The 21275-nt window shown below is 65.0% G+C and carries 25 protein-coding genes and 1 tRNA gene; 20 read left to right on the forward strand and 6 right to left on the reverse strand.

The window, feature by feature from the left end; genetic code table 11:
- The first annotated feature begins 274 nt into the window (after window positions 1-274).
- Genes gyrA through tgt form a run of 6 tightly spaced genes read left to right on the forward strand, consistent with a single transcriptional unit; the run spans window position 275 to window position 6818 of the window.
- Window positions 275-3010 carry a DNA gyrase subunit A gene (gene gyrA, locus Q1J79_RS06545; RefSeq protein WP_300298195.1) on the forward strand — a complete coding sequence of 912 codons (2736 nt, stop codon included), beginning with the start codon at window positions 275-277 and terminating at the stop codon, window positions 3008-3010.
- A complete protein-coding gene (gene coaD, locus Q1J79_RS06550) occupies window positions 3010-3531 on the forward strand; it encodes a pantetheine-phosphate adenylyltransferase (RefSeq protein WP_300298198.1) in 522 nt (173 codons plus the stop codon). The genes gyrA and coaD overlap by 1 nt, the downstream gene beginning before the upstream one ends.
- Before the next feature lies 1 nt (window position 3532).
- Complete coding sequence (locus tag Q1J79_RS06555; RefSeq protein WP_300298201.1) at window positions 3533-4093, forward strand: peptidylprolyl isomerase; 561 nt, start codon at window positions 3533-3535, stop codon at window positions 4091-4093.
- A 16-nt stretch (window positions 4094-4109) separates the two neighbouring features.
- Window positions 4110-4592 (forward strand): peptidylprolyl isomerase, encoded by a 483-nt coding sequence (locus Q1J79_RS06560; protein WP_300298204.1) that lies wholly within the window; start codon window positions 4110-4112, stop codon window positions 4590-4592.
- A 30-nt stretch (window positions 4593-4622) separates the two neighbouring features.
- Window positions 4623-5675 carry a tRNA preQ1(34) S-adenosylmethionine ribosyltransferase-isomerase QueA gene (queA, locus tag Q1J79_RS06565; RefSeq protein WP_300298206.1) on the forward strand — a complete coding sequence of 351 codons (1053 nt, stop codon included), beginning with the start codon at window positions 4623-4625 and terminating at the stop codon, window positions 5673-5675.
- An 18-nt stretch (window positions 5676-5693) separates the two neighbouring features.
- Complete coding sequence (gene tgt / locus Q1J79_RS06570) at window positions 5694-6818, forward strand: tRNA guanosine(34) transglycosylase Tgt (RefSeq protein ID WP_300298209.1); 1125 nt, start codon at window positions 5694-5696, stop codon at window positions 6816-6818.
- 139 nt (window positions 6819-6957) lie between these two features.
- Here tgt and Q1J79_RS06575 read toward each other — a convergent pair whose 3' ends face one another.
- The 4 genes from Q1J79_RS06575 to Q1J79_RS06590 form a co-directional block, all read right to left on the reverse strand.
- The gene (locus tag Q1J79_RS06575) at window positions 6958-7227 is read right to left on the reverse strand and encodes a hypothetical protein (RefSeq protein WP_300298211.1); all 270 of its coding nucleotides are present in this window, start codon (window positions 7225-7227) and stop codon (window positions 6958-6960) included.
- Window positions 7228-7349: 122 nt separating this feature from the next.
- The gene (locus Q1J79_RS06580) at window positions 7350-7844 is read right to left on the reverse strand and encodes a PAS domain-containing protein (RefSeq protein WP_300298213.1); all 495 of its coding nucleotides are present in this window, start codon (window positions 7842-7844) and stop codon (window positions 7350-7352) included.
- A gap of 82 nt (window positions 7845-7926) precedes the next feature.
- Window positions 7927-8002: transfer RNA gene (locus Q1J79_RS06585), tRNA-Lys, on the reverse strand.
- Window positions 8003-8151: 149 nt separating this feature from the next.
- Complete coding sequence (locus Q1J79_RS06590) at window positions 8152-9063, reverse strand: tetratricopeptide repeat protein (RefSeq protein WP_300298216.1); 912 nt, start codon at window positions 9061-9063, stop codon at window positions 8152-8154.
- A gap of 38 nt (window positions 9064-9101) precedes the next feature.
- Between Q1J79_RS06590 and Q1J79_RS06595 the strand changes: the two genes are divergently transcribed.
- The 6 genes from Q1J79_RS06595 (at window position 9102) to Q1J79_RS06620 (ending at window position 11928) form a co-directional block, all read left to right on the forward strand.
- The gene (locus Q1J79_RS06595; RefSeq protein ID WP_300298218.1) at window positions 9102-9665 is read left to right on the forward strand and encodes a hypothetical protein; all 564 of its coding nucleotides are present in this window, start codon (window positions 9102-9104) and stop codon (window positions 9663-9665) included.
- Between the two features lie 94 nt (window positions 9666-9759).
- The gene (locus Q1J79_RS06600; protein WP_300298221.1) at window positions 9760-9951 is read left to right on the forward strand and encodes a hypothetical protein; all 192 of its coding nucleotides are present in this window, start codon (window positions 9760-9762) and stop codon (window positions 9949-9951) included.
- A 120-nt stretch (window positions 9952-10071) separates the two neighbouring features.
- Window positions 10072-10716 carry a hypothetical protein gene (locus tag Q1J79_RS06605; protein ID WP_300298224.1) on the forward strand — a complete coding sequence of 215 codons (645 nt, stop codon included), beginning with the start codon at window positions 10072-10074 and terminating at the stop codon, window positions 10714-10716.
- A gap of 18 nt (window positions 10717-10734) precedes the next feature.
- Window positions 10735-11070, forward strand: a complete 336-nt coding sequence (locus Q1J79_RS06610; protein WP_300298226.1) for a hypothetical protein — start codon at window positions 10735-10737, stop codon at window positions 11068-11070.
- Window positions 11071-11194: 124 nt separating this feature from the next.
- A complete protein-coding gene (locus tag Q1J79_RS06615; RefSeq protein ID WP_300298230.1) occupies window positions 11195-11395 on the forward strand; it encodes a hypothetical protein in 201 nt (66 codons plus the stop codon).
- On the forward strand, window positions 11392-11928 hold the full coding sequence (locus Q1J79_RS06620; RefSeq protein ID WP_300298233.1) for a hypothetical protein: 537 nt from the start codon (window positions 11392-11394) through the stop codon (window positions 11926-11928). The genes Q1J79_RS06615 and Q1J79_RS06620 overlap by 4 nt, the downstream gene beginning before the upstream one ends.
- A gap of 3 nt (window positions 11929-11931) precedes the next feature.
- Here Q1J79_RS06620 and Q1J79_RS06625 read toward each other — a convergent pair whose 3' ends face one another.
- Window positions 11932-12396, reverse strand: a complete 465-nt coding sequence (locus tag Q1J79_RS06625; RefSeq protein ID WP_300298236.1) for a hypothetical protein — start codon at window positions 12394-12396, stop codon at window positions 11932-11934.
- Window positions 12397-12443: 47 nt separating this feature from the next.
- Window positions 12444-13202 (reverse strand): glucose 1-dehydrogenase, encoded by a 759-nt coding sequence (locus Q1J79_RS06630; protein WP_300298239.1) that lies wholly within the window; start codon window positions 13200-13202, stop codon window positions 12444-12446.
- Between the two features lie 209 nt (window positions 13203-13411).
- On the opposite strand from Q1J79_RS06630, the gene Q1J79_RS06635 reads away from it, so the two are divergent.
- The 8 genes from Q1J79_RS06635 to Q1J79_RS06670 all read left to right on the forward strand — a co-directional run bounded on the left by Q1J79_RS06635 (window position 13412) and on the right by Q1J79_RS06670 (window position 21078).
- A complete protein-coding gene (locus Q1J79_RS06635) occupies window positions 13412-14212 on the forward strand; it encodes a glycosyltransferase family 2 protein (protein ID WP_300298242.1) in 801 nt (266 codons plus the stop codon).
- A 12-nt stretch (window positions 14213-14224) separates the two neighbouring features.
- Window positions 14225-14548, forward strand: a complete 324-nt coding sequence (locus tag Q1J79_RS06640) for a lipid-A-disaccharide synthase N-terminal domain-containing protein (protein WP_300298245.1) — start codon at window positions 14225-14227, stop codon at window positions 14546-14548.
- Window positions 14545-16206, forward strand: coding sequence for a glycosyltransferase family 39 protein (locus Q1J79_RS06645; protein ID WP_300298248.1), 1662 nt, complete (start codon window positions 14545-14547; stop codon window positions 16204-16206). The genes Q1J79_RS06640 and Q1J79_RS06645 overlap by 4 nt, the downstream gene beginning before the upstream one ends.
- A 32-nt stretch (window positions 16207-16238) precedes the next feature.
- Window positions 16239-17117 (forward strand): alpha/beta hydrolase, encoded by an 879-nt coding sequence (locus tag Q1J79_RS06650; protein ID WP_300298250.1) that lies wholly within the window; start codon window positions 16239-16241, stop codon window positions 17115-17117.
- Window positions 17118-17122: 5 nt separating this feature from the next.
- Window positions 17123-17908 (forward strand): DUF502 domain-containing protein, encoded by a 786-nt coding sequence (locus Q1J79_RS06655; RefSeq protein WP_300298252.1) that lies wholly within the window; start codon window positions 17123-17125, stop codon window positions 17906-17908.
- A complete protein-coding gene (locus tag Q1J79_RS06660) occupies window positions 17868-19187 on the forward strand; it encodes a cytochrome P450 (RefSeq protein WP_300298255.1) in 1320 nt (439 codons plus the stop codon). The genes Q1J79_RS06655 and Q1J79_RS06660 overlap by 41 nt, the downstream gene beginning before the upstream one ends.
- Window positions 19188-19257: 70 nt before the next feature.
- Window positions 19258-19917: a TetR/AcrR family transcriptional regulator gene (locus tag Q1J79_RS06665; protein ID WP_300298258.1), complete on the forward strand. Its 660-nt coding sequence runs from the start codon at window positions 19258-19260 to the stop codon at window positions 19915-19917.
- A 9-nt stretch (window positions 19918-19926) separates the two neighbouring features.
- On the forward strand, window positions 19927-21078 hold the full coding sequence (locus Q1J79_RS06670; protein WP_300298260.1) for an aromatic ring-hydroxylating dioxygenase subunit alpha: 1152 nt from the start codon (window positions 19927-19929) through the stop codon (window positions 21076-21078).
- The last annotated feature ends 197 nt before the right edge of the window (window positions 21079-21275 follow it).

Below are 21275 nucleotides of genomic sequence, written 5' to 3' on the forward strand. Positions count from 1 at the left end.
CCGGCGGGGTAGCCCGCCAGTTGAATGGGCAGGACTATCGGGCCGCCGATCCGCTGGGCGGCAGCCCCTTGGTGGCAGCCTGCGGCGAAGACCAGTGGAATTGGCTGAAAACCGGTATTTTTGACCCCTGATTTCCCCCCTGCAAGAGGGGCTCCCGGCATTGCTGCGGCAGCCCCCGCCATGGTAGTTTCCGGAGCCTGATTCCAGGGCTGGAAACAGCCCTTTCGGGCGCCCCGATTCGTCCCATCAAACCCTTATTCCGGACGCCCGTTTCGTGACCGATCAGCCGCAGCTTCCGCACGACATTCAGCCCATCTCCATCGAAGAGGAGATGCAGCGTTCGTATCTCGGTTACGCCATGAGCGTGATCGTGTCGCGCGCGCTGCCCGATGCGCGCGACGGGCTGAAACCCGTGCATCGCCGCATCCTCTATTCGATGCACGAGAATGGTTACCTGTCCGACAAACCCTACCGCAAATCGGCCCGCGTGGTTGGTGACGTGATGGGTAAATACCATCCGCATGGCGACCAGTCGATTTACGACGCCATGGTGCGCATGGCGCAGCCTTTCTCGATGAGCCAGCTGCTGCTCGACGGCCAGGGCAATTTCGGCTCGATGGATGGCGATAAGGCTGCCGCCATGCGTTATACCGAAATCCGCCTGGAAAAGGCGGCGGAAGCGCTGCTCACCGATATCGACAAGGACACGATCGATTTCCAGCCGAACTATGACGACAGCACGAAGGAACCCACCGTGCTGCCGGCGCAGTTTCCCAATCTGCTGGTCAATGGCGCCAACGGCATCGCCGTTGGCATGGCAACCAACATCCCGCCGCATAACATGGGCGAGGTGATCGACGCCTGCTGCGCCTATGTCGACAATCCCGATGTGACCCTGGAGCAGCTGCTCGAAATCCTGCCGGCGCCCGATTTTCCCACCGGCGGCATCATCCTGGGGCGCGCCGGCGCCAAGGCGGCGATGTGGACCGGCCGCGGCTCCGTCGTGGTGCGCGGCAAGGTGCATATCGAGGAAATCCGCAAGGACCGCGAGGCCATCATCGTCACCGAGATCCCGTATCAGGTGAACAAGGCCTCGATGATCGAGAAGATCGCCGAGCATGTGCGGTCGAAGAAGATCGAGGGCATTTCCGACCTGCGCGACGAGTCTGACCGCGACGGCGTGCGCGTGGTGATCGAGATCAAGCGCGACGCCATGGCCGACGTGGTGCTGAACCAGCTTTACCGCTTCACGCCGCTGCAGACCTCCTTTGGCGTCAACATGCTGGCGCTGAATGCCGGCAAGCCGGAACTGCTCAACATCAAGCAGCTGATTGGCGCCTTCATCAATTTCCGCGAGGAGGTCATCCTCCGCCGCACCCGCTTCCTGCTCGGCAAGGCGCGCGATCGCGCCCATGTTTTGGTTGGCCTCGCCATCGCGGTCGCCAATATCGACGAGGTGATCCGCACCATCCGTGCCGCGCCCGATCCGCAGACCGCCCGCGAACAGCTGATGACCCGCGAATGGCCGGCCGCCGACGTGGCCGACATGATCGGCCTGATCGACGACCTCAGCCACAAGGTGATCGACGGCAAGTACAGGCTGTCGGAAACCCAGGCGCGCGCCATCCTCGACCTGCGCCTGCAGCGCCTGACCGCGCTGGGGCGCGACGAGATCGGCGACGAGATGAAGACCCTGGCCGAGGAGATCAACGAATATCTCTCCGTCCTTGGCAGCCGCGAGAAGCTGATGGGCATCCTGCGGGCCGAGCTGGTGGCGATGCGCGAGAAATTCTCGGTGCCGCGCCGGACCCAGATCGCCGAGATGGAATTCGAGCAGGACGACGAGGACCTGATCCAGCGCGAGGACATGGTGGTCACCGTCAGCTTCGGCGGCTATGTCAAGCGCACGCCGCTCTCGACCTACCGCCTGCAGAAGCGCGGTGGCAAAGGCCGCACCGGCATGAGTACCAAGGACGAGGATTTCGTCACCCGCGTGCTGGTCGCCAGCACGCACACGCCGGTGCTGTTCTTCTCCAACATCGGCCGCGTCTACAAGCTGAAGGTCTACCGCCTGCCGGAAGGTACGCCGCAGTCGCGTGGCAAGGCCTTCGTCAACCTGCTGCCGCTGGCGGAGGGCGAGAAGATCACGCAGGTGCTGCCGCTGCCCGAGGACGAGGCGCGCTGGGGCGACCTGCATGTCATGTTCGCCACCGCCAAGGGCTATGTCCGCCGCAACGACCTGAGCGATTTCGTCACCATCAACGCCAATGGCAAGATCGCCATGAAGTTCGAGGGCGAGGATGCCGATGACAGCCTGGTCGGCGTGCTGCCCTGCACCGAGCAGGACGATATCCTGCTGGCCTCCTTCGAGGGCAAGTGCGTGCGCTTCCCGGTCGCCGATGTCCGCACCTTCCAGAGCCGTGCCTCCACCGGCGTGCGCGGCATGAAGCTGGCCGAAGGCGATCGCGTCATCTCGATGTCGGTGCTGCGCCATATCGAGACCTCGGCCGAAGAGCGCGAGGCCTATCTCAAATATGCCACCGCCCAGCGGCGCATCCGCGAAGGCGAGACCGGCGTGGAACTGGTCTCCGAGCTGCCGATGGAGCGGATCACCGAGCTGCAGGCGGCCGAGCAGTTCATCCTTACCGCAACGGAAAAGGGCTACGGCAAGCGCAGCTCGGCCTATGAATACCGCATCACCAGCCGTGGCGGGTCGGGCATCATCAATATCGAGACCACCCCGAAGAACGGCAATGTCACCGCGGCCTTCCCGGTCGAGCATGACGACCAGATCATGCTGGTCACCGATGGCGGGCAGGTGATCCGCTGCCCGGTCGACGGCATCCGCATCGCCGGCCGCAATACCCAGGGCGTCATCATCTTCAAGCTGAGCGAGGGCGAGAAGGTTGCGTCGGTCGCGCATTTGCCGGAAAGTGGCCCCGCGCAGGACGAGGGCCAGGATGATGGCTTGTCCGCGAATGACGATGCAGGTGACTCTGGGGAGGAGTGATGACCAAGCAGCGCATCGGGTTGTACCCGGGCACGTTCGATCCGGTAACCAAGGGCCATTACGACATCATCAAGCGCGCCGGCAAGCTGGTCGACAAGCTGGTGGTCGGCGTTGCCGTCAATATCGGCAAGGGACCGTTCTTCTCGATGGAAGAGCGCGTCGAGATGGTGCGCGAGGAAATCGGGCCGCTGATGCCCGGCGCCACCGAATTCGAGGTCAAGCCGTTCTCCAACCTGCTGATGCATTTCGCCATGGAGATCGGCGCGGTGATGATCATCCGCGGCCTGCGCGCGGTGTCTGACTTCGAATACGAGTTCCAGATGGTTGGCATGAATGCCCGCCTGAATGCCGAGATCGAGACCGTGTTCCTGATGGCTTCCGATAACCACCAGTTCATCGCCTCGCGCCTGGTGAAGGAAATCGCCATGCTGGGGGGCGATATCAACCCATTCGTGTCGCCTCGCGTGGCTGAACGTATGCGCGCCCGGGTGGCGGCGCTGAAGGCCAATGGCGATGCCTGAGATGACGATACTGCGCCGGCATGTGCTCTCGCTGGCCCTGGCGGCCGCCCTGGTTCTGCCGTCTGCCGCCTTTGCCCAGCGCATCGATGATCCGGAAAACACCCTGATCATGGAGCTGAAGGATGGCGGCCGGGTGGTGATTGCCATGCGGCCCGACCTGGCGCCCAAGCATGTCGCCCGGATCAAGGAGCTGGTGCGCAAAGGCTTTTATGACGGCATCGTGTTCCATCGCGTGATCCGTGGTTTCATGGCCCAGACCGGCGATCCCACCGGCACCGGCATGGGCGGCTCGGGCCAGAAGCTGAATGCGGAATTCAACCGCGAACCGCATAAGCGCGGCACCGTGTCGATGGCCCGGGCCCAGAGCCCGAACAGCGCCGACAGCCAGTTCTTCATCTGCTTCGAGGACGCGCCTTTCCTGGATGGCCAGTACACCGTCTGGGGCAAGGTGACGTCCGGCATGGAAGCCGTTGACCGCATCAAGAAGGGTGCGCCCGGCAGCGGGCAGGTCGATGGTCCAGACAAGATCATCCGGCTGCGGGTCGCAGCCGACGTCAAGTAATTCCGAGGAGTTTCCCATGAGCGCGGATATCGAAAACACCCTGTATCTGGAGCTGAAGGATGGTCGTGTGACCATCATGCTGCGTCCCGATCTGGCGCCCAATCATGTTACCCGCATCAAGGAGCTGGCGCGCCAGCATTTCTACGACGGCCTGAAATTCCATCGCGTGATCGAGGGTTTCATGGCCCAGACCGGCGATCCGCGCGGCGACGGCACCGGCGGCTCGGGCCAGAAGCTGGACGCCGAATTCAACGATGCGCCGCATAAGCGCGGCACCTGCTCGATGGCGCGGGCCCAGAATCCGAACAGCGCCGACAGCCAGTTCTTCATCTGCTTCGCCGATGCCCGTTTCCTCGACCGGCAATACACGGTCTGGGGAGAAGTGACGGAAGGCATGGAGCATGTCGACGCGATCAAGCGTGGCGATCAGGCCCGCAACGGCAGCGTAAGCGATCCGGACAAGATCGTGTCCCTGCGCGTCGCTGCCGACGTCGCCTGAGCTTCGGCCCTCCATGGGGAGGGCAAAGCCATGCTGGTTTCCGACTTCGACTTCACCCTGCCGCCCGCGCTGATCGCCGAGCGGCCGGCAGTGCCGCGCGAGGCGGCGCGGCTGCTGCATTTCAGCCAGGGGCGGATCGATCTGAAAGACTGGGTCGTGCGCGACCTGCCGCTGTTGCTGCGGCCGCGCGACCTGCTGGTGTTCAATGATACCAAAGTGATCCCCGCGCGGCTGTTCGGCCGGCGTGAGCGCGGCCCGGCCGAGGTGAAGGTCGAGGCCCTGCTGCTGAAAAGCCAGGGCAACCGGCGCTGGACTGCCATGGCGAAACCGGCCCGGCGCCTCAAGCCCGGCGATGTAATTGCCTTTGATGGCGGCATCGCTGCCGAGACGGTTGGTCGTGAGGGCGACCAGCTCGTGCTGGCCTTCGACCGCGACGACGGCGAGCTGCTGGCGGCGCTTGAGAAGGCTGGCTCCATGCCGTTGCCGCCCTATATCGCGGCCCAGCGTCCCGCCGATGCGCGCGATCGCAGCGATTACCAGACCGTGTTTGCCGAAAAGGCCGGGGCGGTGGCCGCGCCGACCGCCGGCCTGCATTTCACGCCCGGGCTGATCAGCCAGCTGAAGGATATCGGCATTGCCTTTGCCCGCGTCACCCTGCATGTCGGCGCCGGTACCTTCCTGCCGGTCAAGGCCGAGCGGGTCGAAGAGCATAAAATGCATGCCGAATGGGGGCAGGTGACGCCGGAGACCGTGGCGGCGGTGCAGGCGGCGAAGGCCGCCGGCGGCCGGGTGATCGCCATCGGCACCACCTCGCTGCGCCTGCTGGAAACGGCGGCACGCGCCACCGGCAGCCTCCAGCCGTTTGCCGGCGAGACCGATATTTTCATTACCCCGGGCTTCGACTTTCGCGTCGCCGACGGGCTGATGACCAATTTCCACCTGCCCAAATCCACCCTGCTGATGCTGGTGGCGGCTTTCGTCGGGCTGGAAAACCAGCGGGCCATCTACCGTCACGCGGTGGAGAAGGGCTTCCGTTTCTATTCCTACGGCGATACAAGCCTGCTGTTCAGACAGCCAGTCTAATTTGATAATTGGCCCAAAATGACCCTCCGTTTTTCCGTCAGCGCCAGCGACGGCGCCGCCCGCCGCGGTCGCCTGGAAACCGCCCATGGCGTGATCGACACGCCGACCTTCATGCCGGTCGGCACCGCCGCCACCGTGAAGGCGATGACGCCGGAGGCCGTGCGCGAGACCGGCGCCCAGATCATCCTGGGCAACACCTATCATCTGATGCTGCGGCCGACGGCCGAGCGCGTGGCAAAGCTGGGCGGCCTGCACAGGTTCATGAACTGGCCCGGCCCGATCCTGACCGATTCCGGCGGCTTCCAGGTGATGTCGCTGTCGCAGCTCAACAAGGTGACCGAGCAGGGCGTCACCTTCCAGTCGCATATTGACGGCGCGCGCCACGAGCTGACGCCGGAACGCTCGATTGAGATCCAGCATCTGCTGGATGCCACCATCACCATGCAACTGGACGAATGCGTCAAGCTGCCCGCCACCGAGCAGCGCGCAGCGGAAGCGATGCGGCTTTCCATCCGTTGGGCCGAGCGCTGCAGGACGGCGTTCCGGCAACGCGAGGGTTATGGCCTGTTTGGCATCGTTCAGGGTGGAACGAACGCTGCCCTGAGGGAAGAATCCGCCAAGGGCCTGCTGGGCATCGGCTTCGACGGCTATGCCGTTGGCGGCCTGGCGGTGGGCGAAACGCAGGAAGAGATGTTTGCCACGCTGGATGTGACCGTGCCGCATCTGCCGGCCGATCGTCCGCGCTACCTGATGGGCGTCGGCAAGCCGTCTGACCTCGTGGGCGCCGTGATGCGCGGCATCGACATGTTCGACTGCGTGATGCCGACCCGCTCGGGCCGCACCGGCCAGGCCTTCACTCGGCGCGGCAGCATCAACATCCGCAATGCCCGCCATGCCGAGGATCCCCGGCCACTGGACGAGCATTGCCGTTGCCCCGCCTGCCGCGACTACAGCCGCGCCTACCTGCATCATCTGGTGCGCTCGGACGAAATTCTCGGCGCCATGCTGATGACCCAGCATAACCTGACCTATTACCAGGACCTGATGATCGGCATGCGCGCGGCCATCGCTGAAGGGCGGCTGCAGGCCTTCGCCGCCGACTTCCAGGCAGGCCAGACACTCGGCGACATCGAGCCGCTTTAGCCATGCTGCGGCGGCATCTGAAGGTCTTCGGCATCGCTGCCATCTTCGCCGCCATCGCTTACGGCGTCGCAATTCTGCTCTTCCGCCTCGTGCAGCATTGGTGATCGCGCCTGCGTGAAGGGAGGCGCGTCGCCATTGCTCAGGCGTCGTCGGAGCCGTCGTCCTTGTGATTATGCAGGAACCGCGCGATCTGGGTTTTCAGTTCGAGCGGATCGTAGGAAGCCCTGACGGCGGTGGCGCGCAGGAACAGGGCGCGCTGGATTGGCATTGGCAGGTCATTCCAGGTCAGGACGGCCGCCGCACCCAGGCATTGCAGGATGTTGCGTTCGGCGTCACCCAGCACCAGACCGGCAGCCTCCGTTGCCAGATGACCGCCTTCGCCTTCCCAGCGGCGAAGCGCGCGGGCCATCTGCCGATCTGCTTCCGTCTGTTCCGGTTTCCGATCAGGCATGGCGGCAGTGTAGCACTGCGGAGCTGTTTTCCGTCGGAAAATCTGGCGTGAGCGGGCGCCTGAACCGGGGGGAACGCCGGTTATTCAGCCTCGTCGTCATAATACGTCACATTGAGAAGCTGCTCGATCCGCTCGCCGCCATCCACGGTCAGCGGCATCGTGATCGACTCAAACTGCACGAAGCTGCGATCGACGAAATAATAGCTGCCGACCGCGCGGAGCGGTTTTTTCTCATCGGCGATCCATGACAGGCCCTGATTGAAATCGGCATAGGCCGGCTCGCTCATGATCTCGTCGACGAATCTGCCGGTCGGGTCGCGGCCGGAATACTGGCTGATCAGCGTGCCATAGAGCCGGATGCGGAACCGCTGGCCCGTTTCGGTGCGCACCACTTCGTAAATCAGGATGCGCGGCAGGTAGGGGCGCAGCACGAAGGGGGAGAGGTCGGCGCGGTCAGGCGCAATCCGGCCGGCGCGTTTTTCCTCCCATAAAGCCGCCAGCTCATGCAGCTCGGGCCGGATGAAACGCAGGCTGGGATCGAGGCGGAATCTGCTCTCGACGATCTGCCGGTTCACGGAGTTTCCTCCTGTTTGCCGTCAGCATAGCCGAAAGGGCAATCGGAGGGCGAAAGAATTGCTGGTTGTGGGGAGGCAGAAGTGGTGAGCCCGCCGGGATTCGAACCCGGGACCTCTCGATTAAAAGTCGCTTGCTCTACCAGCTGAGCTACGGGCTCACAGAGGTCTGTCAGACAGGAGTCTGTCAGTGATCCTTCGGGCGGGCATGCCGCGCCCGAAAGCGCGGCGACCATAGGTCGGTCGTCCGTCCCCGTCAACCTACTCGATCTCGCGAAAAATCAGGATGTTGCGCCAGCCGGACCGGGTTTCAGACCCGGCTGCGGTCCGGCGGCAGGCCGCGCGCGAACAGCCTGAGGGGCAGGCTGCCGATCTCGATCCAGGCATCCACCGGCCCATGATCCTTCAGCCAGGCGTAGTCAAGGACATGTCGTTGCCCGACCCGTTCCTGCCGGCTGGCAACGACGACGGCTCCGGGCAAGCTGCGGGCCAGCAGGGGGGCCAGCCGCGCCTCGCATTCCACAACCAGTTTTCCGCAGAGCGGCTGCAGATCACGCAGGTCGCTGGCGAAGCGGATCTGGTCGCCGATTCCTTGCTCCGCCGTCACCAGCAGGCACCGTCCGCCCATATCCTCGCCCTGCCAGCGCGGCGCGGTGAGGCCGGTGCGGATGACCTCCGGATTGGCATCGGGGCGCAGGCGGTATTCATAGTCATCCAGCCCGGGTTGCCAGATGCCCAGGCTGAGCAGCATGGTGGCCCGCGCCATGCGCAGGCTGCGGTTGTCTGGCTCCAGCGTCACGGCCCGATCCAGCCGGGCGCGGGCGAGGGGCATATCGCCGCAGCGGTAAGCGGCTTCGGCAGCCTGGCTGAGCATTTCCGGCCAGTCGGGATGCAGGGCCAGCGCCTGCTCCAGCCAGGGCCCAGCTTCCGCCGCGGCGCCCTGTTGCAGCAGCAGGCTGCCCAGCGCGGCCGCGCGGGCCGCGGCAAACCCGACATCGGCAGGATAAAGCCGCAGGCCGGTTTCCGCCGCCGACCAGGCTTCGGCCCAGCGGCGGTCCTGCCGGTACAGCATGGCCAGGCTGCGCAGCAGGCCGGCATCGGCCGGCGCCAGCCGTCGGGCGCCGGCGAAGTGCGATATCGCGGCCCCGACATCGCCGGCCTGCAAGGCGGCAAGGCCGACCTGTGTCAGCGCGGCGGCGGAGTTTTGCGGAAGTGGTGTCATCTCTGGCGCCAGCATGAGGGGATGCTTAAGCTGCCGCAATGCTTTCCGGATTCCTTCAGGCTGATCCGGCCGCCATCGACGCCCAGCGCCGCCGTATGGGCGCCATGGCCGGCGGACGGCCCCGCATCGGCCTGTCTTGGCGCAGCGCCAATGCCGATTTCGGCCCGCAGAAATCACTGCGCCTCGACGATTTCACGCCGCTGTTCGCCGCCGTCGATGCGTTCTGGGTCGACCTGCAATACGGCGACACGACTGCTGAACGGACGGCCCTGCAGGCCGGGCAGGACATTGCCCTGTGGCGCGATCCCGCCATCGATCCGCTGCGCGACATGGATGCCGCCGCGGCCCAGTATGCCGCCCTCGATCTGGTGATCACCACCAGCAACACCGCCGCCCATCTGGCCGGGGCGCTGGGCCTGCCGGTCTGGCTGCTGCTGCCGGCGCCGGGTTACGGGCTGCTCTGGTACTGGTTCCTGGATCGGCCAGACAGTCCGTTTTACTCCAGTTTGCAATGTTTTCGGCAGGAGAGGCCCGGCGACTGGACCGGACCGGTGGGGCTGGTCGCCATGGCCCTGAAGGCCCGGTTCGGGCCGAAACCGTAGCGTCCGTTACCAGATTACAACCTTCGGGGGCCTGTTTTTTGCTTCGCAGTTGCGGAATAATGTCCTGCATCCGGAAGAAGGCCGGAGGATGAGGATGATGCCCGTGTTTTACGTTGAAGGCGGTATTTTCAAGGACTTGGCCGACCCGGCGCCGATCGCGGGTACCGAGGAGCGCTACGGTCCGTTCCAGACCGAGCGGGAGGCCGACCAGATCTGGCGCGCCCGCATGGCCGACAAGATCGATATCTGCAATCACCGCCTGCGGGTCATCCAGCGCGACGCCTGATGGCCGGCCCGCCCCGCTCACCCGGTCGGGCCTGCGCTTTCCCAGTTGCTAACTGTTTCGCCTGCCACGATGATTTCATGGCAGGTCGGCCCGATTCGGCCTGCACGGAGCGAGGAAGCGATGTTCGATCCCCACGCCGCCGGCCGGCTGATCGCCAACCGGGGTGATCTGAAGCGCAAGGCTGTGAATTACAAGCGCGGACAGGATCTGCGCCTGACGCCAGAACTGCGCGGCCAGATCGAAAAGGTGATTGTCGAAAACCAGGCGGATTTCGAACGCGCCGCGCGTGACACCATGCAGACGATCAAGGAAGCCTGGGGATCGGCGGCGTTCAACTCCATTGGCCGCGCCCGGTACTACGAATGGATTCACGATCTGGCGCTGGAACTGAAAGGGCAGGGCAGCCTGTTCGGTTATCCGCTGGTCACACTTTATGCCGACAACCTGAAGAATCTCTGCGGTGGCCTGACCAGTCCGACGCCACGGCTGCATGCCATCATTGGCCTGAATGTTGATGCCCTGAACATCATTATCCGTCGCCGCATCACCGGGCCGGGCAGCGTTCTGGAACGCCGGGTTGCCGAAGCCCTGCGCGAAGCCTATGTGAAGATGCGGCTGCGCGCGCCGTCGGAAGTGGCCGTCGAGCACAAGGTGGCCAGCGCGGTGCGCCAGCTTGACAGCAAGCGTGGCGCGCCGGTCAAACAGCCCGAACTGAAGGAAACCGGCCGGCAATGGCCGAACGGCGTGCGCCTGCCGGCCAATTGAGCAGCGGGTTTACACGCCATGGCATCTTCCGACGATCGCAACAATCCCAATGGCCCACCCGAGGGGTATAACTGGCGGCCGCAGGCGATCAAGCCGATCCCGGCCGTCGAGGTGATCTCGGACGCCATCAAGGATGCCGACAAAAGCTATTTTTTCGAGAACTACACCAAGCAGGCCAATGCGGTGATCGCGGCCCTGCGCAAGCATGGCTACGTGATCGTGCCGTATTATCCCACCGTCGAGATGGTGAAGGCGGCGATGGATGAACTGCAATACGGCCAGAACCGCTTCACCAACGTGGTGATGCCGATGTATCTCGCCATGATGAAGTCGGCGCCGAAGCCCAAGGGTTGAGCAACCGGGGCTGAGCAGCTGGGACTGGCAGCGGCTGGTCGCGGAATAACCGGTCTTTAATCCGGTTCTGCTAAAGGCGTTGCGACGTTATACTGCCAGCCATGGCAGGGAATGGAACACAGGGATGAGCCGGGAAAAGCTGGTGGCTTTCCTGCGCGTGGCAGGGCCAGAGCGCACGACCGAGATACTCAAGCGGTTGCCGCCGCAGGAGGCTCTCGCCGTGCGTCAGGCGCTTGACCAGATGCCCGCCGTGCCGTCTGCCCATGTCGATCAGGCCGCCGATGCCGCAGCCACCTTCGTGGCGGCGATCACGCATAAACGGTGACACCGCTGCTGCTGTTGCGCGGCATCGCCGCTTTGGTCGTTGCGGCTGTCGCGCTGCCGGTCCTGGCCCAGGACGGCCTGGGACCGGGCCGCCGTCCCCAGGCCCCGCGGATCTGCATGACACCACCGCAAATGGAGGCCGAGGCGATTGTGCGTGCCGGCATGATCATCCGCGCCTATGCGCGCGACTGCGCGCGACTGGGACATGATGCCACCATCCTGCCGCTCTGGGGGGCTTTCGATCAGGCCAATGCGCAGCGGTTCCGCGATGCCGTGCAGTTGCGGTCAGAGGCTTACAAACTCAACTATCCTGACGACCCCTATGCCGAGCAGCGTGCGACCAATGAGGTGCTGGCTTCGCGCCAGATGAGCGAATTCGCGCCGCAGGAATGCATGGCGCTGGCCGATCTGGTCGGCTCGTTCAACGATTGGGATGCCTTCATGCGGCATGTGCGCACGACGGTGCTGGGGCAGGTGAAGACGGCGTTCAAGCTGTGCCCGAAGAAACGCGCGGGTGCTGCGGCCGGACAATAACGCTCACCCGTTCGGCACCACCACGATCTTGTTGTTTTCCAGCACCACGCTGCCGGCCCGGAATACCGACGAGCCATAGGGGTCCATCTGGCCGATCACGCGCACGCGGTCGCCAGCCTTCACTTTTGTCAACTCGCGCCAGCTTGGCCCCAGATTGATCACCTGGCTGGCATTGCCGTCGTTGAGCACGAAGGTGGTGGCCTGTGGCGACAGCACCACGCCCTGCAGCATCACCGCCTTGCCGCGCGGGATTTCCGCGATCGGCACCAGATCGGGCAGGGTGAAAGCCATGGTCTGGTTGCGCGGCGCATTGGGGTTTTTCGCCGCCGGTTTAGGCGCGGCTTTAGGCTTGATCGGCTGCGTCTCGGGCTCGGCGGCCGCGCGCGGATCGGTGGTGCTGGGCGTCGACGGCGTGGAGCCCTGCATCTTGGCTGGCGGCTGGGCAGCCGGGGCCTGTTGCTGGGCCATGGCCGGCCCTGCCAGAAGCAGGGCCGCCATCAGCGGAAAGGATTTTGTTATATGCATCGGCCGCCATCGACCTCCATGCAGACGCCGGTGATGAAATTCGCCTCGTCGGAGGCGAAATAGAGCGCTGCGTTGGCGATATCCTGCGGCGTCGAGAAGCGGCCGATCGGGATCGTGCTGACGAACTTGGCCTTCATCTCCTCGGTCTCCTGGCCGCCCATGAATTCCTTCAGCATCGGGGTGAGGCCGGCCACGGGGTTCAACGCGTTGACGCGAATCTGTTCCGGCGCCAGTTCCACCGCCATTGCTTTTGTCAGGGTGATCACCGCGCCCTTGCTGCCATTATACCAGACCAGGCCAGGGCGGGGCCGCACGCCGGCGGTGGAGGCGATGTTGATGAAGGCGCCGGCGCCGCGCTTGCGCATCGCGGGCACGGCATACATGGCCGAGTTGTAGATGCTCTTCACATTGACGGCGAAGATCTTGTCGAAGGTGGCTTCGTCGGTTTCCAGCAACGGCGCATTGCGCTGCGGCATGCCGGCATTGTTGACCATGATGTCGAGACCGCCGAAGGCCTCCACCGCCTTGTCGACCAGGCTCTTCATCTGTTTGTTCTGGGAGACATCGACCGCCACGGGCAGCGCCTTGTGGCCGGCCTTGTTGATTTCGCCAGCGACTTTCTCGGCGGCCGCGAGGTTCAGGTCGCCGATTACCACGGCGGCGCCTTCCAGGGCGAATCGCTTGGCGATACCTTCGCCAAAGCCCGAGCCACCACCGGTCACGATTGCCACCTTGTTCGCCAGACGCATGCTCAAATCCTCCCGGAAGCCTATGTTGAACGGTTCCGGGCCACTCTAGCCCGGCAGCAAGCCCGCGCAAGTGATTCGCAGACGGCGGAAAATCGCCTTTCCGGCGACAATTCGGCCGGTTGAAAGCGGGCGGTAAGCTTGCGCCAGTAACAAACTTGCGCGATTTTACTGGCCTCCTCCGTGACCCCCTGCCATAAACACCCCCCATCATGAATGGCGTTTCCCCAATCCCTGCCGGGCAGAATTCCGCTTCGGCCAGCCCCCCGACTCAACCAGCCGAGGCCTGCGACCTGTCGGTCGTGATTCCCGTGCATAATGAGGCGGCGAATATCCGGGTCCTGCTGGAGGAAATCTGCGCCGCCCTGCGGGGCAGGATGAGCTTCGAGATCCTGGCGGTGGACGACTGCTCGACCGACGAGACGCCGGCGATTTTGCGCAGTTGCACGGCGGCGATGCCGGAACTTCGACCGCTGCGGCATCGCCGCAATGCCGGCCAGTCGATGGCTGTCGTCACCGGCGCCTATGCCGCCCGTGGCGCCGTACTGGTGACCCTGGACGGCGATGGCCAGAACGACCCTGCCGATATTCCGGCGCTTTGGGCGGCTTTGCAGGCAGCGCCGGATGGCGGCGCCGGATTGCTGCTCGCCGGTCATCGGGTGAGGCGGCAGGACAGCTGGGTGAAGAAACTGTCGTCGAAGATTGCCAATGCGGTGCGGTCGCGCCTGCTGGGCGACGCCACGCCGGATACCGGCTGTGGCCTGAAGATGCTGCGCCGCGACCTGTTCCTGCGCCTGCCGGCCTTCGATCACATGCATCGTTTTCTGCCCGCCCTGGTGCTGCGCGCCGGCGGCAAAGTGCGCTCAGTGCCGGTGCATCACCGGCATCGCCGTGGCGGCGTCTCGCATTACGGCACCTGGGGGCGGCTGAAAGTCGGTCTGGTCGATCTGGCCGGCGTGATGTGGCTGAAGCGCCGCTGGCGTGACAGCGGCGGCAGTGACCCGCTTGTGTAAGGAAAGAGTGTCATGATTGCGCAATTGCTGGCCGAATACTGGGACCGCCTTGAGGACAGCCTGAATTTCTGGGCTGTCATCGGCTTTCTCGGTCAGGCCGTGTTCGCCTCGCGGTTCATCATCCAGTGGCTGCATGCCGAGCGGGTGAAGCGCAGCGAGATCCCGGTGATCTTCTGGTACATCAGCATCGCCGGCGGCATCATTCTGCTGGCCTATGCCATCCATATCGCCAACGTGGTGTTCATCATCGGCCAGGTGTCCGGGCTGGTGGTCTATCTGCGCAACCTTCACCTGATCTACAAGGCGCGGCGCGAAGGCCGGGAAGCCGCCGTATGACTGCGTCGCCGCTGGGCAACCGCAACGCCTTCACCTTCACGGCGCTGCTCTGGCTTGTCGTGGTCGCTGCCGCGCTTTATGCGCGGCCGCTGATGCCGATTGACGAGACGCGGTATGTCACCGTCGCCTGGGAGATGCATCTGGCCGATCACTGGCTGGTGCCGCTGCTGAATGGCGAGGCCTATCACCACAAGCCGCCTCTGTTGTTCTGGATCATCCGGCTCGGCTGGCTGGCCTTTGGCGTGAGCGAGACCTGGGCGCGGCTGGTGGCCCCGCTGTTTGGCTTGGGCGCCCTGGGGCTCACGGCATGGCTTGGCCGTCTGCTGTGGCCGGGCGAACAGGGCCGGGCTGCCGGCAATGTCGCGCCCCTGCTGCTGCTGACGGCGGCCTGGTGGATGCTGTTTGCCACGCTCAGCATGTTCGACCTGATCATGGCCTTCTTCGCCGTGCTGGGCTGGATCGGCCTGACGCTCAACCTGCATTACCGCAAACGCTGGACCGGCATCCTGATCACCGGCCTGGCCATCGGGCTGGGCGTGCTGGGCAAGGGCCCGGTGATCCTGGTCTACATCCTGCCGCCAGCCCTGTTCGCGCCGTTATGGATGCGGCGCGAGACGAAACCCGGCTGGCTCGGCTGGTATGGCGGCGTGCTGCTCTCGATGGTGATCGGGGCTGCCATCGGCCTGGCCTGGGCCCTGCCGGCGGCCGAAGCCGGCGGCGCGGCCTACAAGCAGGCTTTGCTCTGGGGCCAGACGGCCGGCCGGGTGCGCGACAGCTTCGCCCATCGCCGGCCCTTCTGGTGGTATCTGCCGCTGCTGCCGCTGCTGCTGTTCCCATGGTCGCTGTGGCCACCGGCCTGGCGGGCGCTGGCGCTGTGGCGCCGGGCGGCCGAGCCGGGCCTGCGTTTTGGCCTGGTGGCCAGCCTGACCGGCCTGCTGGTGTTTTCCATGATCAGCGGCAAGCAGCCGCATTACCTGCTGCCGCTGGCGCCGGCCTTCATGCTTGTGCTGGCCCGCAGCCTGACGGCCGAATGGGCCGCGCCGGCGAAAGCCCGCGATGCCTGGTGGCTGGCGGCCGCTTTTGTCCTGCTAGCGGCAGCCATACTGGCTCTCCCGGTCGGGATGGCGGCGCTGCCGAAACTCGCGGCCAAGCTCGACCTGCCTGACTGGGCGCTGGAGAACCTGCTCGAGATTGCAGCATTGCTGCTGTTGGGGCTGCTTGCCGCGTTGTGGCTGGGCCGGCGCGGCAGTTTTTTGGCATCGCTGGGCGCCATGGTGGTGCCGGCAACGCTGCTGTTCCTCGCCGTGCACCTGTTCGGTTTCATACCGGCCCGGCCGGCCTATGACCTGGCGCCAGCCGGCGCGGTGATCAGGCGCGGGCAGGATGAGGGACGGCCGATTGCCTATGCCGGCGATTATCACGGCGAATACCAGTTTCTCGGCCGGCTGGAAAAGCCGCTGCAGGAAATCGACTATGCGGCGATTCCCGCCTGGCTGGCGACGCACCCGAATGGCTGGGTGGTGGCGCGCTACCGGGAGGAGCATCTCGACAGCGCCCCCAAACCGGTATACGCACAACAGAAGCGTGGTCGCATGATGGTGATCTGGGATGCAGCGGCTCCGACTGGCAACCCGGAGTTTTTCCGCCAGCCACGCTAGCCGGCAGGGTCGGCCGCAGAGGAGGCGAGGGCGTGCTGTTTCCGGGATTCGAGCAGAAGCGGGTAAACGGCGCCGGCGCCGAAATCAATCTGCGCATCGGCGGCAAGGGGCCGGCTTTGCTGCTGTTGCACGGCTATCCGCAGACCCACGCGATGTGGCATCGGATCGCGCCAAAGCTGGCCGAGGATTTCACCGTGGTCTGCGCCGACCTGCGCGGCTATGGCGACAGTTCCAAGCCGGCCACGCTGCCCGACCATTCCTCCTATTCCAAACGCGCCACCGCCGCCGACATGGCGACGGTGATGACAACTTTGGGGTTCGAAACCTTCCGGCTGGCCGGCCATGACCGCGGCGGCCGCGTGTCGCACCGCCTGGCGCTGGATTTCCCCGGGCGCGTGGAAAAGCTGGCGGTGCTGGACATCATTCCGACCCGCACGCTGTTCGAGACCGTCAACCAGCAGGTCGCCACCGGCTATTACCACTGGTTCTTCCTGATCCAGCCCTTCGACATGCCCGAGCGCATGATCGGCGCCGATCCGGAATACTATTTCCGCAAGAAGACCGGCCAATGGTCGGCCGCCGGCCACAAATTCGACGACGAGGCGATGGCGGAATACCTGCGTTGCTTCAGCGATCCGGCCACCATCCATGCCTCCTGCGAGGACTATCGCGCCGCCGCCGGCATCGACCTTGAGCATGACCGCGCCGACGAGGACCAGCGCATCCGCTGTCCACTGCTGGTGCTGTGGGGCGAGAAGGGGCTGATGCACAAGGCCTACAATGTGCTCGACACCTGGCGCGACAAGGCCGCGGGCAGCGTGGAAGGCCATGCGGTGCCGAGCGGGCATTTCCTGCCCGAGGAAGCGCCCGGGGAAACCTATGCGGCCCTGCGCCGTTTCTTTGCGAGTTGACAGCGATGAACGAGACGCCGCCACCCGGTGAACAGCCCCAACACGAGTTGCCGCCGATCATCGCGCCGGTGCCGAAGCTGAGCCTGTTCGCGCGACTGCGGAACTATTTCCTCGCCGGCATCATCGTCACGGCGCCGATCGGCCTCACCATCTATCTGGTCGTCATCACCATCCAGGCGATTGACCGCAATGTGCGCGGCCTGGTGCCGGAAGGCTATCAGCCGGAACGCTTCATTCCCTACGACCTGCCTTATGGCCTGCCCGGCCTGGGTGTCATCGCCGCCCTCGTGCTGCTCACGCTGATCGGGTTCCTCGCCACCAACCTGCTCGGCAGAACCCTGCTGCGGCTGAGCGAACGGCTGGTCGCCCGCATGCCGGTGATCCGTGGCCTCTATTCGGCGCTGAAGCAGATTTTCGAAACCGTGTTCAGCCAGTCGGGCCAGTCCTTCCGCCAGGTCGCATTGGTGCCCTGGCCCTCGCCGGGGTCCTGGACCGTCGCCTTCGTCACCAATTACGTGCAGGGCGATGAGGTCTCCCGGCATCTGGGCGAGGACATGGTCACCGTTTATGTGCCGACCACGCCGAACCCGACCGGCGGCTACATGGTGTATTACCGCCGCAAGGATATCGTGATCCTGTCGACCTCGGTCGACCAGGCGATGAAGCTGATCATTTCCTGCGGCGTGATCGTGCCGCCAGAACTGGCGGCGGGTAAAACGGCCGCGAAGACGGCCGACGGAGGAAACGGCAATGTCCAACCCGGGAATGGCAACGGCGGCTTCACGCCCTGAAGCCGCTCTGAATGCCCTGCATCTTGGCCGCTTTGCCGGGACCGGCGAGGCGGCGCAACGCGCGGCCGTCGCGGCTTTCGACCTGCGCGCGCTGGATCAGGGCTTTCTTGACGATCCCTATCCCCTTTATCACCTGCTGCGCCATTACGATCCGGTGCGGCGGATGCCGGACGGCAGCTATTTTCTGACCCGCTACGACGACCTGCAGGCGGTCTATCGCGACAACAGGCGGTTCAGCTCCGACAAGAAGATCGAGTTCAAGCCGAAATTCGGCGACACGCCGCTCTATCGCCATCACACCACCAGCCTGGTATTCAACGATCCGCCGCTGCACACGCGGGTACGCCGCCTGCTGGCGCCGGCCTTCACGCCGCGTGCGCTGAAACTGCTGGAGGCGCGCTTCGCCGCCCTGGTCGACCGGCTGCTGGATCGCGCCGCGAAGCAGGGCGGCATGGATGTGGTGACTGATTACGCCGCCGCGCTGCCGGTAGAGATCATCGGCGACATGCTGGCAGTGCCGCCGGCTGATCGCCACCTGCTGCGCGACTGGTCGCTGGCCATCCTGGGCGCTCTGGAGCCGGTGCTGACGCCGGAGCGCGCGGCGGCCGGCAACAGGGCCATGCTGGAATTCGAGGCCTATCTCGATGGCCATCTGGCCGAATGGCACCGCCGCGTCGAGCAGGATGCGAATGCCGGCAGCGATGGTTTCGGTGACGTGCTGGCCGGCCTGATCCGTGGCGAGAATGGCGAGCGCCTGACTGCCGACGAACTGGTGCAGAACTGCATCTTCCTGCTCAATGCCGGCCATGAAACCACGGCCAACCTGATCGGCAATGGCGCTGCCGCGCTGCTGGACTGGCCCGACCAGAAGCAGCGCCTGATCGACGATCCCGGCCTGATGAAAACGGCGGTGGAGGAATTCCTGCGCTTTGAATCCTCCAACCAGCTCGGCAACCGCCGCGTGGTGGAAGAGGTGGAGGTCGGCGGCGTGACATTTGAGCCCGGTACGCTGGTCACGCTGTGCATCGGCGCGGCCAACCGCGACCCGGCGCAGTTTCCAGATCCTGACCGCCTGGATGTCGGCCGCCAGCCGAACCGCCATCTCGCCTTCGGTGCCGGCATCCATGCCTGTGCCGGCATGTCGCTGGCGCGTATCGAGGGACTGATCGCCATCGGTCGCCTGCTGGCGCGCTTCCCGAACTATCGCCGCAGCGGCGAGCCGGTGCGCGGTGGCAGGGCGCGGTTCCGGGGGTATCTGAGCTATCCGGTCGAATTCTGAGGCGCCCGCCCTACGGGGAGGGTGGTATTTTTGCCCTCGACATTGAATTGAATTCAATTAAGGTGTCGCCATGCCTCCGCGTCTCCGTGTTTCTGCCGCCCAGCTGCTGCCGCCCGAACTGCCCGCCACTCCGCGTGGCGGCGATACCCGCCAGCGCATTCTCGCCGCCGCCGCAAAAGTGCTGCTGGCCGGGCAGGGCGAATGCGAGATCGCCGACGTGGCGCGCGCCGCCGGCATCTCGGCAGGCCTGAGCTATCACTATTTTGGCTCCAAGGCCGGCCTGATCGCTGCCGTCGTCGAGACTTTCTACGACCGCTTCGAGGCCGCGGTGATGGACGTGAATCCGAAGCCGGGCGTCAGCTGGGGCGAGCGCGAGAAGCTGCGGCTGGAGCGCATGGTCGCCTTCCATTATGCCGAACCGCTGGCCTCGCTGATCCTCACGCGGCTGAGCCGCACGCCGGAAGTTGCGGCCGTGGAGGCCACCCGGCTGGCCCGGCATATCGAACTCGCCGCCCGCAACATCGAGATCGCGCAAAAACGCGGCGAGATTCCTGATGAACTCGACGCCCATCTGCTCGGCGCCATGATCCTGGGTGGCCTGCGCCAGGCGATCGGGCAGGCTCTGGCCGCGCCGAAACGGCCGACGCAGGCGCGGCTGGCCGAGCAGCTCTGGCAGTTCATCGCCGGCACGGCGCGGTTCAGGGCCGCAACAAAAAGAAAAAGCAGATAGGGAAACGCCATGCAGCCCGCCCAGCAGATCGAATGGCTTGAGCGCACCCGGCGCAACATCGCGGCCGGCACCACCGACATGGCGGACGACATCGCCCGTGTCGATGTGGTGCGCTACACCGATCCGGTTCGGCTGGCCGCCGAGCAGGACCTGCTGTTCCGGCGCCATCCCATCGCGGTGAGCTTTTCCTCCAAGCTGGCCCGGCCCGGCGATGTGGTGACGCATGACCTGCTCGGCCTGCCGATCCTGCTGACCCGCGACCGCGAGGGCCGGCTGAATGCCTTCCTCAATGTCTGCCGCCATCGCGGCGCGAAACTGGTCTGGCAGCGCGAAGCCTGCGGCCAGCGCGCGTTGGCCTGCCCCTATCATGCCTGGACCTATGATCTGGCTGGCAGCCTGCGCGGCATTCCGCACGAGGCCGGTTTCGCCCAGCTCGACAAGGCGACCCACGGCCTGGTTCGCCTGCCGGTGGCGGAAGCCTTCGGCATCGTCTTCGTCGTGCCGCAGCCTGGCGACAGCTACGACTTCAACGGCTTCTTCGCCTCGGTGCGCGGCGATCTCGAAGGCTTTGGCCTCGGCAGCCATGTGCTCTATGACGAACGCGAGATCGGCATCGCCGGCAACTGGAAGCTGGTGGTGGAAGGCGGCCTGGAGACCTATCACGTCCGCCAGGCGCATCGCGCCACCATAGCGCCGATGTTCGCCGACAATGTCGCGGTGGCTGATCGGCTCGGCCGCCATGCGCGGCTGTATTTCACCAAACGCAACGCGACCGAGCTGCAGGGGCAACCACTGGAGGGCAGGTCGGTGCGCGACTACGGCAACCCGCTCTATTACATCTTTCCCAACCTGGTCATCCTGGTGCAGCCCGACCATGCCACGGTGATGGCGGTGTTTCCGCAGGGCACCGATGCCAGCATCGTGCAGGGCGGCGCGCTGATCCCCGAACCGCCGCAGAGCGACAAGGCGCGTCAACACTGGGACAGGAACGTGAAGATTTTCTGGGATGCGCTGGACGAGGATTTCCAGATGGCCCAGGCGATCCAGCCCGGCTTTCGCTCGGGCGCCAACAGCCATGTCACCTTCGGCCGCTTTGAGCAGGGCTGCACATGGTTCCATGAGGAAATGGACCGCGTGCTGGCGGCCGGCCATGGAAGGTGATCAGGCGGCTTGATTTAGGTCAAGCTAAAACACAAATTTAGTGTATAAAATACCTTCAGATGGCCGATGCCCTGATTCGGCCAGGGAGGTGGACATGTACTCGCTTCGTGAAAAAGCCTGGTCGCCCTACGCGGCCGGCATCCTGATCGGCCTGCTGCAGATACCGGCATTCCTGCTGATCAACACGGCGCTCGGCG

The organism is Ferrovibrio sp., assembly GCF_029255545.1.
GTDB lineage: Bacteria > Pseudomonadota > Alphaproteobacteria > Ferrovibrionales > Ferrovibrionaceae > Ferrovibrio.